At 38.0% G+C, this 12,811-nt stretch carries 13 protein-coding genes and 1 pseudogene; 7 read left to right on the top strand and 7 right to left on the bottom strand.

Going from position 1 to position 12,811, the window contains the following annotated elements:
* A pseudogene (locus ACKTT2_RS39965) lies at window positions 1–205 on the top strand (NAD(P)/FAD-dependent oxidoreductase); the annotation flags it as partial.
* A gap of 112 nt (window positions 206–317) precedes the next feature.
* On the opposite strand, the gene ACKTT2_RS39970 reads toward ACKTT2_RS39965, so the two are convergent.
* The 5 genes from ACKTT2_RS39970 to ACKTT2_RS39990 all read right to left on the bottom strand — a co-directional run bounded on the left by ACKTT2_RS39970 (window position 318) and on the right by ACKTT2_RS39990 (window position 4,553).
* Window positions 318–500 carry a hypothetical protein gene (locus ACKTT2_RS39970; RefSeq protein WP_407896932.1) on the bottom strand — a complete coding sequence of 61 codons (183 nt, stop codon included), beginning with the start codon at window positions 498–500 and terminating at the stop codon, window positions 318–320.
* Between the two features lie 103 nt (window positions 501–603).
* Window positions 604–2,310 (bottom strand): DUF262 domain-containing protein, encoded by a 1,707-nt coding sequence (locus ACKTT2_RS39975; protein ID WP_407896934.1) that lies wholly within the window; start codon window positions 2,308–2,310, stop codon window positions 604–606.
* 221 nt (window positions 2,311–2,531) lie between these two features.
* Window positions 2,532–2,771 carry a type II toxin-antitoxin system HicA family toxin gene (locus ACKTT2_RS39980; RefSeq protein ID WP_407896936.1) on the bottom strand — a complete coding sequence of 80 codons (240 nt, stop codon included), beginning with the start codon at window positions 2,769–2,771 and terminating at the stop codon, window positions 2,532–2,534.
* A complete protein-coding gene (locus ACKTT2_RS39985; RefSeq protein ID WP_407896938.1) occupies window positions 2,764–3,030 on the bottom strand; it encodes a type II toxin-antitoxin system HicB family antitoxin in 267 nt (88 codons plus the stop codon). The genes ACKTT2_RS39980 and ACKTT2_RS39985 overlap by 8 nt, the downstream gene beginning before the upstream one ends.
* A 140-nt stretch (window positions 3,031–3,170) precedes the next feature.
* A complete protein-coding gene (locus ACKTT2_RS39990) occupies window positions 3,171–4,553 on the bottom strand; it encodes a hypothetical protein (RefSeq protein WP_407896940.1) in 1,383 nt (460 codons plus the stop codon).
* Between the two features lie 186 nt (window positions 4,554–4,739).
* Here ACKTT2_RS39990 and ACKTT2_RS39995 point away from each other — a divergent pair, with 186 nt between their 5' ends.
* Entirely contained in the window at window positions 4,740–5,102 is a 363-nt protein-coding gene (locus ACKTT2_RS39995) for a hypothetical protein (protein WP_407896942.1), read from the top strand.
* Between the two features lie 55 nt (window positions 5,103–5,157).
* Here ACKTT2_RS39995 and ACKTT2_RS40000 read toward each other — a convergent pair whose 3' ends face one another.
* On the bottom strand, window positions 5,158–5,586 hold the full coding sequence (locus ACKTT2_RS40000; RefSeq protein WP_407896944.1) for a PIN domain-containing protein: 429 nt from the start codon (window positions 5,584–5,586) through the stop codon (window positions 5,158–5,160).
* 726 nt (window positions 5,587–6,312) lie between these two features.
* On the opposite strand from ACKTT2_RS40000, the gene ACKTT2_RS40005 reads away from it, so the two are divergent.
* Together ACKTT2_RS40005 and ACKTT2_RS40010 are read left to right on the top strand one after the other, a co-directional pair.
* Window positions 6,313–6,585 carry a hypothetical protein gene (locus tag ACKTT2_RS40005; RefSeq protein WP_407896946.1) on the top strand — a complete coding sequence of 91 codons (273 nt, stop codon included), beginning with the start codon at window positions 6,313–6,315 and terminating at the stop codon, window positions 6,583–6,585.
* Window positions 6,586–7,012: 427 nt separating this feature from the next.
* Window positions 7,013–8,830, top strand: coding sequence for a S8 family serine peptidase (locus ACKTT2_RS40010; protein WP_407896948.1), 1,818 nt, complete (start codon window positions 7,013–7,015; stop codon window positions 8,828–8,830).
* A 339-nt stretch (window positions 8,831–9,169) separates the two neighbouring features.
* Here the strand turns inward: ACKTT2_RS40010 and ACKTT2_RS40015 are convergent, their stop codons facing one another.
* A complete protein-coding gene (locus tag ACKTT2_RS40015) occupies window positions 9,170–10,171 on the bottom strand; it encodes an alpha/beta hydrolase (RefSeq protein WP_407896950.1) in 1,002 nt (333 codons plus the stop codon).
* Between the two features lie 579 nt (window positions 10,172–10,750).
* Between ACKTT2_RS40015 and ACKTT2_RS40020 the strand changes: the two genes are divergently transcribed.
* The 3 genes from ACKTT2_RS40020 to ACKTT2_RS40030 all read left to right on the top strand — a co-directional run bounded on the left by ACKTT2_RS40020 (window position 10,751) and on the right by ACKTT2_RS40030 (window position 12,557).
* Window positions 10,751–10,948 carry a bacteriocin gene (locus tag ACKTT2_RS40020; protein WP_407896952.1) on the top strand — a complete coding sequence of 66 codons (198 nt, stop codon included), beginning with the start codon at window positions 10,751–10,753 and terminating at the stop codon, window positions 10,946–10,948.
* 49 nt (window positions 10,949–10,997) lie between these two features.
* On the top strand, window positions 10,998–11,231 hold the full coding sequence (locus ACKTT2_RS40025) for a CTB family bacteriocin (protein ID WP_407896954.1): 234 nt from the start codon (window positions 10,998–11,000) through the stop codon (window positions 11,229–11,231).
* A 225-nt stretch (window positions 11,232–11,456) separates the two neighbouring features.
* Window positions 11,457–12,557 carry a cyclic nucleotide-binding domain-containing protein gene (locus ACKTT2_RS40030; RefSeq protein WP_407896956.1) on the top strand — a complete coding sequence of 367 codons (1,101 nt, stop codon included), beginning with the start codon at window positions 11,457–11,459 and terminating at the stop codon, window positions 12,555–12,557.
* Window positions 12,558–12,811 lie beyond the last annotated feature (254 nt).

Below are 12,811 nucleotides of genomic sequence, written 5' to 3' on the forward strand. Positions count from 1 at the left end.
ACCAGAAATAGCCAACTACAAAACACCAATTGAAAATTTGTTCCTTACGGGTGCGGGAACTCATCCAGGTGGTTCCATTTCGGGAATGCCGGGACGCAATTGTGCGCGAGTCTTTTTGCAAACAAAACATCCCATAGCTCAGACTTTAAAGGATGCACGAGATTCTATTAAGTCAACTGTTGAGTCGGTGTTTAAGATTGGTTAATTACACCAGTTTTTAACATTTAGAACCACACCATTTTTTCTCTTTCTGTCTTGTGGAACGGGCAGGGATGCCCGTTCTTACCTCATGAAACGTCATTTTTTGCAAAAATTCATTAATGCAATCTGTTCTTAATAGACTTCCACCATTCACCAAGAGAACTAGATTCTGCCTTTTGACGCAAATATTTGATCTGTTCTTTAGGAATGAGGCTTTTAATGTCTTCTGAAATTTCTTCTTGGGCTTGCTGTTTAAATTCAAGGCAATCAAAATCTTTTTCAATTTTCGTTGGATTCATCGAACATAACCTCTGTGGGAGAAACAAATGCAACTGCTCAAACCATCCTGGTACTGTCACTTTAATATAATATTATGACGGACTCTACAGCTCATAATTTTCTTTATCTAGGCCAAACTTTAATAGCTATGTCTGCTAAATAGTTAGCACGATTTTTGATTGCCTCTTCATTCCATGTATCAACTTTTGATTTTTGAAAATATTGATTCAAGGTTACATTACTGTTGCTCAAGAGAACTAACTTTTCTTCAAAAGGTTTGTTAGACAGTTCAGAGTTATATCCTGTTAATGTGAGATTACCCGTGGTGTGTAGCCACTTTTTATGAATAGAAGCGTGGTTTGTCCCTAACATAGTTTTCCATTCTTTCGTTAATGTTTGGGGCATAACGTGTTCGATTGTTAACTCACTTGGAGCGACCTTCTCCTTAGTAAGAGATGCCTCTAAACTTTCTAGAATAAGCTTGGCGCGATCGCTCAAGCTTTTAGTATATAAACTATTCTCAATAACTCCTTTACGAAAGGCATCATCGTCAGGCCAAACTTTACTCTTATCATATTTCTTTAAAACTTTACATAAGCCATCAACGAGATTAGTAGAATTTTCTTGTTCTACTTCTCTATACAAGTTATTAAAAACTGTCCCTAAACTTTTTGTAGAAACTCCCGCAAACAAACGCCGGACAAAATAGGATTCTAAATATCGTAAAATTGCTTCAAATTCGTCAATTGATAATCGGTTTTCCTCATATTCATAATAAATATTTAGAAGAAATATATGACAAGTTGTAAAATTTAATCTTTTCAATCTCTGGAACCAATGTCTTAGCTTGGTATTGGTCTCTTCCTCTTCAAAATTTAGCCGCTTATAGTAATCGGCAAACTTTATGATATTTCGTAGTTCTGCTTTTACGCTCTCTTCATTTTTCAACTTATCGAATCGTTTTTTAACACCTCTATAAACTTCTTTTTGATTAACGGCTTCACCATCTTTTCGGAGATAAAACCAAAAAGCATTTGTCAGTTCTTCTGCATAAGGCTTATCACCTGACTTTGCTTTAAATCTGTCTTGAAGAGTAGCCCATTCATTGTTATAAACTTCATCTCGCTCTGTTGGTGGCAACTTCATAAAAATATAGTTACGCACTAAGTCTGCCTGAGTGAGTTCTTCACCCTTGTTATTTAAGCTTTCAAAAATAAGATAGGGATTGTCATCAGCACCAGAAGTAATATTAACTAAGACTAAACACTCCAAAATAATCGTTTTCAACTTGCCTAAGTCAAGAAGAACATCATCAAGGATAGGTTGCTTTAGATGCTTATCAAAAAATTTATAAGCTTCATAGATTTGTCCTGGCACTAATTCTTTAGTTTTCCCTTTTGTTGCTTTACCATCAATTATGTTCTTATAAGCATCGCGATCGCCTTGAGTAGGCAATACTTTATAGAAATCATCATTCTTTTGATACTTGTTAATCAAGTAAAACTCATGTATTTGTTCTGACATTTGTTTATCAGATTTTTTAAGATGATTCCGTAGTACTGCTAAAAGAATGCTTAAGGTAGTGAGACGTTGTTGCCCGTCTATAACTACGAATGGAGTGATTCCCTCAGCTGTTCCTAATTCTGCTTGCGTGACTATGGGACCTAAAAAATAAGAACCTTTGACCTCATCAGTATAAATACTTATCAGATCGTTCCATAAAATTTCCCAATTATCCTGTTTCCATGAATATGGTCTCTGAAAAAGAGGTACTTGAAATTGTTTGCCTCCTTCTAATAAGTTGCGAAGAGTGGTTTCTGATGCTTTCATTACTTAATTTATAAAATTATGTGTTTTTCTATACAATTATAGACGACATTTTATATTTTTTTAAAACTAACCCAGGACGACTCAGTAAACTGAGGCAAAAAATCCTTGTGGGTATGTAGTAACACATACATCTATTGGGACGTATTAGCTCTTATGGTACGGGTATCCTCGCCCGTTCTACTCATCTAAAAACCTCCGGGAGGGCGGAAACTCTGCAACTTTTACTTTAAAAGGTTTTCAATTTCTTCATCCGTAAAACCAAACTGCCTAAAAATTCTTAAAACATAGGCAGGAGATATCTCTCTTGCCCCCATATCTATTGGAACAACTCTCCTTTGACCTCCAATCTCACGAGTAAACAAACAATGGTCACCTTTCCCTTGTCTTAAAAATAGACAACCTCCTTCTTCTAAAATTTTGATTAATTCTCGTGGTTTTAGTGCTGGAATATTTCTAGGCATAAACTTTTCTTAATTCATAAAAATCAGAACTTTGCTCATTGCCCTCTATCATTAAAAATTCATGAAGTTCTTCTATAGATACAGAAGCTTTGTAAATATTTTGTTCGCTCTCATAAACAGCTTCAAAAGAATCAATAGCATCTTTTAACTTAGCGATCGCATCTTGTTGAGTATTGCCTTGTCCCACAAGTCCATTTTCTAGGCATAAAGCTACCCAATAACCTGCATTTTGTCTAAGTACTGCTGTGTAAAATTCCATAATTTACGTTTCCTTTAACCCGCGTTCTTCGCAGTGGCTCCCCTTAAAAAGGGGGGCTAGTTACGATCTTAATACAACGGTAAACTTTTCAAACATTCTCTAAGAGCGTCAACAGAAGAAAGCGCGATCGCTGTATTGTTTTAGTTAGCTAGTTTTACATCTACTGGTTGGCTTGGAATGATAAACATTAAATTGGCTCTGTCTGGTTTTTCTTCTGTAGCGGGAGTTAATTTAAGCCATTCATGAAAACTTATTCCTAATTGTGCGATCGCTTGTACTTCTAATTGATATGCCTCAAAACGGTGATTTGTTTCGACCATAGATTCTATGACTTCCAAAATTTGAGGAAGTCGTTTATAAGCTTCTTGCTTCAAATTATCTTTATTTAGACCGAACCAACCGCTTTTAACTTCAACACGATCTAAAATTGCTGCTGGTAGCGAGTCTATCCATTGATTGGGGTCTTGCACTAGCTTAATCAGATTTTCACGTTGCATATCAAATACGTCATTTTCATCCAAAGTTGGATCGAGCCATTGATAAATTCGAGTTAATCTTCGTAAATCAATTTGACCCTTAAATTCAGGTTGTAGATATACAGCCGGATTAGAAGTTAACAAAAGTTCTATGTATTTCTGAATCCGCGATCGCAAAACATTTGCCCCTTCCTGGAAACGATGAAGCGCTGTTTCGTGTTCTTCCAATTCCAAATAGCAGCGTGCTTCAGCAAGATAGGCTAAAGATAAAGTTAGCAAATATTCATCAGCAATTTGGCTCTTTTGCCCAAGTTCTGTATCTGTATAGTCAGTATAAATATGTTCGGTTTCTAAGAAGCGGTTGATAGCTTGTAGAGCGCTGCTTCTACGGTTTTCTGGTTTGCTCATTGTAAAAGCGTTAACAGCTAAATCTAGAGCTGCACGAAAATTCGCATAATAACCAAGGTCAATTTTACGGTTAATTTTGTTTAAAAGTTCTTGTGCTTGATGTAGGCGTTGTTCTAATTCTTTAAGACGCTGTGCTATAACAGCAAAACCCATTACCGATACACCAAGATTAAGTATACTTACAGGAGTAGTTACCTGTAAAATACCTTGGGTAAGTTGTAGACTTTGCTCTAAAGCCCCTAACTGATTTTCAATTCCACCCAATCTCTGATTAACATTAGCGAATTTTTTTTCTGTTACAGCTGCACCAACAGCTGTTGCAAATAAGTTTCCTCCTGAAACAACAAGATTACTTAAACTTGCTTGTTCTACTTCAATTAGTTTTTGATTGACATCAGAAAGTCCTTTACCTGTAATAGCTACATTAGCTACTGAACCAAGTGCATTGGCTCCAGACAATATTAAGTTTAGTAAATTATTCGATGAAGGCGAAGAATTTAGTTGAGAATCTCTTAACCATGCAGCAACTTGTTTTGTTGCTACATACCGAATTACACCTCCAACTCGTTCTAAAGTTCCATCTGCCAATCCCTTGACAATCCAATCGGTAAGAAAAAATGTTGCTGTAACTGGTATCATAATTTTTTCCTAGTTGCTAAATTAGGCTATTGACTAGCATTGGCTAACCATCAACCATTGCTCTCATTCAGTATTCCCAAGTAGCGCTAGTATTGAACAACTCTAAAGATCTGTGAGTTTAAACCTGTACTCTATTCGTGGAAACTTTTGTTTATAATGAAGGTAAAAAAACTAAGCTGGTAAGAAATGGCTGAAATCGTCACCATAGAACTTCCTGAGATGTTAGCACAGCATGTAAAAGAAATTGCTGCCCTTACCCATCGGCGACTTGAAGATGTATTAGTAGAATTCATTGACCGTGCCATTACCGACTTACCTGTAGAGTCATTGCCGAATGAACAGGTTTTGGCTTTGTGCGATCTACAGATGGTTCCTCAACAGCAAGAGTCTTTGAGCGATCTCTTGGCACGTAACCAGGAAGGTCAACTTAATGAGTTAGACGTGAGACAATTAGATGAATTAATGCAGATCTACAGACGAGGCTTGGTGCGTAAGGCGAAAGCTTTGAAAGTAGCTGTAGAACGAGGATTAAAACCTCCTTTAAACTAATAACAAGCGATCGCATCCACTAATTTTATTGATTATTTATAATTAGGGACTTTTTTCATTTAAATGGATTCACAATCTTTAATTGACTAGCTACTACTAACCCATCTTGCATATCTTCAGAATAAATAACACTGGCATCTGCTTCCAGCGCACAAGCCACAATTAAACTGTCCCAAAAAGAAAAATTATATCGACTGCGAATATCCGATGCAGATTCAAAAGTATTTATGCTGAACTCTACCACAGTGCAGCGATGATACAGTGACTGAATCACAGATTTGATTTGGTCTTCGTTAAAGGCTGCTTTTTTCAGTAGATTAGCAGACACCTCATTCACAACTTGTGTACTAATTATCATTCCTTGAATTGAGGTAATTGAAATAGCAATATTACGCTTTCTGTTTCTTTCTGCTGCTTCTATTTTTTGGTCTTCAAACAAACGATACCAAACATTTGTATCGATGAAAGATGCAACAGCAGTCATAACTAGCGATTATAGATTTCTTCACGGCTAAGTATACCAGTTACTTGAACAGGGTTCTCTGTCAATTCGTCAATTATGTCATTTTGGTTCTTTCGTACATAGCGTGCTAAATTTTAATTAAAATTTATAATTATGCTTGATTTGCAAGGCTTACAGACACTTCTAGTTTCAATTTTAGAAAAGAATACTGTTATAAAGGTAATAATGGCTGTAATACAATCCAGACAAGGATTTTAAGCTAATTTTCCTATAAAAATAGCACGCTAAGTACGCAAGAGCCGGTATAATTAGACATCTTTATGCATTTTGTAAGAGGATGTTTGAGAAATAAGAAAGCTCGCGTAACGGTATTCTGTCATTAGAACAAATCCTTAAGTACCGCTCTCTTTACGCAAGCTATGAATCCATCATATCTAACTCTGGAAGTTATTTTTCTTTATGCAGAGCAGGTATATTTATCAACTCTGACATCTCCCTCACTTTCGTTATAAGCAAATTTACTTATAAGGTTAACTTTAGTCAAAGAAGATTTAGCTACTTCGTTGGAACAGAAATCAAGACGTTTTTCAGATGTTTGTTTCTGATTAAATCTCTACGATGGAAATCGTGAAGGGTTGAGGAGTTGTTGCGATGGCGCTAAGTACCCGCTAGAGGCGATCGCAATAGCGTCTTACAATTCTTAGAACATCCTTACACTGTTATTGAATTTCAATTAGGAGAAACATCATGTACAACAATCATGAACTTCAAGACCAAGACCTACAATTAACCTCTGCTAACCAAGTTGTCGAGCTAGACGATAACGAGCTAGATAACATTGCTGGAGGAGGTCTTGGTGCTCTTGGTGGTGCCATTCTTAACGGCGGAAATGCCTTTCTCGATGGCAAAAGAGGATGGAAGTTAGTAGGAGCTGCGGGTCTTGGTGCTGTTGGTGGCGCACTCGGTGGAGGAGCAGTAGGAGGTTGGGTTGGTGCTGCTTTATCTACTCCAAAAGCGTAGTTAAGAAGACTTAACTCTAGTAATATTTCTGGTTTAAACTATTACTAGAGTTAATATCATATAGTACGTAATAGCATGGCTCGTCGTAGTATGGCTAGCCTACGCCTGCAACACAAAGCTCAACTCAAAGTTTCCTCTACTCTTACTTGGCAAGCACTTACCTTAAGTACGCCTTTTAGACTTTAGTTTTTGTTATTTTATGTTCTAATTCATCTTACTTGGCAAGCACTTACCTTAAGTACGCCTTTTAGGGCTGTCAGTGGTTAGTAGGTTTGATGCTATCTCATACTAAATCCGCGTCTTATCCCCCTTGTAGTTTAGTTCGCGCAGGCGAACTTCGTTTGTGTAGCTGCGATTTCCAATCGCCAAGGCTAAGAGGGGATTATAACTCTCTGCCTGATTTCATTATTAAATTCTTAAGGAATCTATGACTGGAAAAGTGACAAGCGTTGGCGATCGCGCAATCCGTTCAGATATTGCACGACAGCTTTTTCATGTTGATGGGACTGGTATAAAGATAGGAATTATTTCTACAAGCTTCAATGCCTTATCTGGTTTAGAAGCTGATGTTAAAAGCGGCGACTTACCAGGGGAAGGAAATCCTTACGGAAAGACGGCTTCTGTGACTCTTTTAAAAGACCTTGCTAATACCTCTCCTTCTGCTGATGATGAGGGAAGAGCAATGGCACAAATTATCCATGACATTGCCCCAGGAGCAGAAATCTTTTTTCATACAATTTTTGAAGATGAAGGACAAACTGCTTCTAAAGTTAATGAAGATGGTTTTGCCAAAGCAGTTTCAGCGCTGATGGCAGAAGGCGTAGACATTATTGTAGATGATACTCCTGTACCTGCCCCCTTTTTTCAGGATGGAGTGGTAGCAAAGGCAGTACAAAATGCAACAGATAACGGAATCACTTTTATTTCTGCTGCAGGCAATAATGGAAATCTTGCTTATGAAAGCAAATTTCGTCCTGGAAATACATTTTCTTTGGGAGATCTTACTTTTGTAGCCCATGATTTCGATCCGGGGGAAGGTATAGACCTTTTTCAGAATATAGAAGTCACAGAAGATGGCACGATAATTCGTCCCCTTCTAAGTTGGGATGAACCGATAGGCAATAACGTATCAGAGTATGATATGTTTTTGCTTAACAGTCCGGAGCTTCCTAGCGAAAGTAATGTATTAAGTATCTCTACTATTCCCTCTCTTTCTGCTCTTGACGAGCCGCTAAAAATTCTTTTCTACCAGCCAGAAAAAGATGAAACTCTTTACTTGACGATCGCAAGGAGAGGTACTGATTCTCATGAATCAAGTACTATTAAGTGGATCAGTTCCGCTAACGGACTAGACCGTGCTACCACCTACGAGTATGTAGATCCAAACTTGTTAAACCGCACCGTGTATGGTCAGGCAAATGCTCCCACATCAATTGCAGTAGGAGCATCAGAGTCAGAAAATCCTCAAGATGTAAGAACATACACAAGTAGAGGAGGTTCACCAATTCTTTTAGACACAGAGGGTACTAGACTTTCTTTACCCGTTCTTAGAGAAAAGCCTGAAGTTTTTGCTCCTGATGCGGTAGAAACTACGTTTAGTTCCGATACTTCATTTAATCCTTTTAGCGGTACATCTGCTTCAGCTCCTCATGTGGCAGGGGTAGTGGCATTGATGCTAGAGAGAGCAGGGGGAAGTCTTTCATCAGAAAGTGTGAGTTCAGTATTACAAGCAACTTCACTGCCCATAACTCAAGAGGCAGGATTTGTACAAGCCGATCGTGCAATTATCGAATCTTTTGTTTCAACCTACACAGGCACGGAGGGTAATGATATCCTTCAAGGAAACTCTTCTGCAGATAATCTTTATGGAAAAGAAGGGGATGATGTTCTTATTGGAAATGAAGGAAGAGACTATCTTGCAGGAGGTAGTGGAGCAGATGTTCTTGTAGGAGGAATGGACAGTGACGTTCTTATAGGAGGCAGTGGTAGAAATGTGGTTTTAGGGGGAGAGGGAAAAGATACGTTTGTGTTGGAACCTAATGCCTTTTCTCTCATTGCTGATTTTGAGCTAGGAAGAGATTTGCTGGCATTTTCAGGAGTAGAGAATGCACAAAACCTTATGTTTTTACAACAAGGAAGCGATACTCTTATCGAATATTCGGGAGATATTATTGCTAAAGTTCTTGGTGTTGAAACCCCCGACAACATTACTATAACGATGGACGTGATGCATTATGTTATCTAAGGGAATAAGAACAGGGCAGGTTAGGTAATATTGTAGCGAGAAAGGAGTAGTTGCAAAAACTATAACCGTCTGTCCACCCAAACCCTGGTACAAATCTAGCGGTAATAGCTAAATCATGTGTTAACAAGCCGATCGCATTGAATGAGTAGCTAAAAATCAGCTTTTTTGAGTATATACGTGACCGCATTTGTGAAACTGGAAAAATTCTATCTCAGGCAACTCTTATTCTGGTTGGCATCCACCAAAAAATTGAAAAGTACAATAACTAAAAATTATAGCAAAATTGTAAGGATTTTGAGAAACCCACGTAGGTGGGTTTTGTTTGTATGGTGATAAACTCTATTCGTTATCAATAATTATTTTCTTGTTCATCACTGCTAACATAACAGACAAATCTGAACAAACTCGTTGCGTTAAATTTAGGGTCTCAACAGCAGTCTCAAAAGTTTTTCCTTGTAGTATCTGATGACCGATTTCCATCAATTCAAACCAAGTAATATTGCTCTCAATGTAAGCTTTAGCTATAGTAATGAGTAAATCTTGGTATTGATTCCCCTCAGATTTTGTCATCATGGTGTGAGGAATATGAAAAAAATTATCAAAGGAAAAATACCAGGACTTTGGTTGGTGTTGAAGTGTTGTTCTGAACAATTTTTTTAATTCATGACGCTCAACAGTGCGATCGCTTTCTGCAACAATGGCAAAAAATGGTGCAATAGGTTGATTTTTCACCCGAGCGAGCGTTTCTTCACCCAGATCTAAAAAAATCCGCAAAGCCGGAACGCGAAATCCTTTGTATCCAAAATTTCCCGGATTATCTTTATTTAACCATTCAAAATAAATTGGTAAAACTTCTACAAAGAAATCTACCAGTGAATTTGTCCCACTAATATAAGGCGCAAATAGTATAGCTTTGTTAATTTCTTGAGGACGTTCTAGGAATAACCAAGCGGCTAAATTCCCTCCTGTAGAGAGTCCTCCTACTATAACTTGCTCCCCTAAAGTTCGTGTAACCTCTAACCAATAAAGTGCAAACTCTTGATAAACCTTTGCCTCTGTAGGAAGAGGAGGGGGATTATTACTATCCCAATTTCCTGCAACTCCATGACCTGGCTGTAAGGGAACTAAAACATTATAACCAGCGTCAAATAGTATTTTTCCAATTGGTTCAAACTGGTAAGGACCAGCTGTAAATCCGTGAAAGAAAAGGCAAACTTTGGAAGTTGGATGTGGGTGAAAAAAGAACTTTGAGCGGCAAGCATTGTTTTTTATTGGGAGGTCATCTTCAAAAGCTTTTGTTCGTTGAATGATGGCATTTATTAGAGTGGTATAATTAGACATATTTATAATAGCTATTGACAAGAGGGTTTTTAAACACCATATGCTGGGATAAATTGGAATTACTTGCGTCCCTACTATTTCAACTACTGATTATACCCAAGGTTGGAGGGATCTCTCAAAAACTTTTGAATCGATTTTCCCTTCTTATTGAATTATTTTGCCTGTCAGTAACCTATGTCATCTTTCTATACTGCGTAAAAGCGGTTTGAAAAAGATGAAATGTAGATGCGATCGCCATCCCTTAGAAAAACCAATTTTTTGACTTAGTAGCAAATTTTACATACGTTCTCCATCTTAATTAAGAATGCTACTACTTGTTAGTTATTTTTCTTTACACTTGTGACACTTCTCCTCCTACTTTCGTCATAAGCAGATTTACTTGTAAGGTTAACTTTAGTCAAAAAAGGTTTATCTATTTTGTTGAAGCAGAAGTCAAGACATTTTTCAGATGTTTATTCTAAGTGAAACCTCTACGATAGAAATCGTAAAGGGATTGAGAAAAGTTCTAAATTAGTTCCGAGTTCTTCAATTCCAGAATAATGTTTTCAGTTTCATGAACTTTAAATTAGGAGGAATACTATGCCTAGAAATCATGAACTCCAAGACCAAAACCATTTTTCTACTAATTCCGAACAAATTGTTGAGTTAGACGATGATGAATTAGATAACATTACTGGTGGTATCACTAGTAGCGAACAAGCCAGAAAAGACGAACAAAAGGTCAGAGAAACTGTTAACAGATTTCAATACTTCCTCAGCATAAATACCTTTTGGTAAATGCCTCTGTTTTATCAAACGGTAATAATTGATAAAAAAAGGAAATATTATGTCAGATGAAATTTTTGAAACCCGTGCAGCTTTAGAACTTTCAGAGCAAGAATTAGAGGTTGTAGCAGGAGGTACAGAGGAAAATGATAAGTTTGTTTCTCAGCAATCCAATTCTAGCCCTGATAGTAGTTCAACACTAGTTTTCAAGTCTATGAATGTGGTTGCTTCTGCTTTTCAATTTATCGCCTTAGATCTAAACGATGCTTCTACGACTAAAGCTTCAGAGAAATAAGTGCTAAACTTTTCATGTTGAAACACTTGCAATTACCATTCATTAGATATTGCACCACTATCAATAACGCTGTTGAGTGTAGTACGTATGAGCAACGCAAAGCCGACATCTACTGACTCTTATTTTAACGTTGGCAAGCGTTGCTCACCCTACCTTTATCAAAAAGGGTGCAAGTTATCAGCAAAAATACTCTCCCGCTCTTCTTAAATTCAAGGGAGTCAAATTATGACAGAAGTTCTACTGAAAGAACTTAGTAATAGCGATATTGACTGGATGTTGGCGACGGGTAGCAGAGAAGAAATTCCTCCTGGTACAATTCTTATCCGTCAAGGTCAACCTGTCAATGCACTACATATCCTGTTGGATGGTGCTTTAACAGTTTCCATATCTCAAGCTCACGATAATCCATTAGGTCGCGCTTTTGCCGCTTTAGAAGGTGGCGAAATGTCAGAGCGTGAAATCGCGCTGATATCAAGTGGTGAGATAGTGGGAGAAATGCCCTTTATAGAAGCTTATCAACCCTCTACCGCTGTTAGAGCGCTCAAAAAGTCTCTGATATTGTCGATTCCACAGCAGCAATTAGCGACAAAACTACAACAAGATGTTAGTTTTGCTGCCCATCTCTACCGAGCAAGCGCGATTCTGCTTGCAGACAGATTGGAGAGGATAGTTAATCAGCTAGGTAATAGCACGCTCGTTCTTGCTCAACCTCAGCTGCGAGAAATTCTGTTCATTTTTGCACAATTGCATGATAGTGACATCGATTGGTTAATTGCTGCTGGTCAAGTAAACACAATCGCTGCAGGATCTGTCCTTATTCATGCAGGAAGACCTGCCGAAGCACTCCATATCCTATTAGATGGAAAAATGACCCTCTGTGTCTTTGAGGATGAGCGCAATCCCCTAGCCCGCGCCTTTTCAAGCTTGGAAAGCAGCGAAACTCCAGAGCGTGAGTTCGGCAGATTATCTCGAGGCGGTATAGTAGGAGAAACGCCCTTTGTAGAAGCTCGTCCGCCCTTTGTTACTGTTAAAGCGTTAGAAAACTCTTTTGTGTTGTCGATTCCTCGATGGAGGCTTGCAGCAAAATTGTTGCATGACGTAAGTTTTGCTGCCCGGTTTTATCGAGTGCTTGCAGTCTTGTTAGCAGACAAACAGCAGGCAATAGTCAGTCGGCTAGGTTATGGCAGGCTTATTTACAGCACCGGTCAGCCCCTAGATAAAAACCTCAAATATGAAAATGAACTGAGTTCAGATTTTTTGGCTCAAGTGGCACTCGCTGGAGCCAGATTTGATTGGATGTTAAAAAGAATTCTTGGTAATGGTTAGGGGGTAGGGGTTAGTAGCCACAAACAACTAACCACAAACTACTAACAACTAACTACTAACACCGATTTAATATGAAGCTGCACATTATTTTTACCCCTCCTAACCTCCCCGATGCATTGGGGAGGAAAATAAATTTCCTATTTCTCCCCTTTATAAGGGGGGATTAAGGGGGGTAAGGAGAGATGCCACAGATGGAGGTTTTTTCTATGCATCTTCATATAAAAACGGTATAACCACTAACAACTAATTAACAA

Origin of the sequence: Scytonema hankhaensis NUACC26, from assembly GCF_045865695.1 — a bacterium.
Classification (GTDB): Bacteria; Cyanobacteriota; Cyanobacteriia; order Cyanobacteriales; family Nostocaceae; genus Scytonema.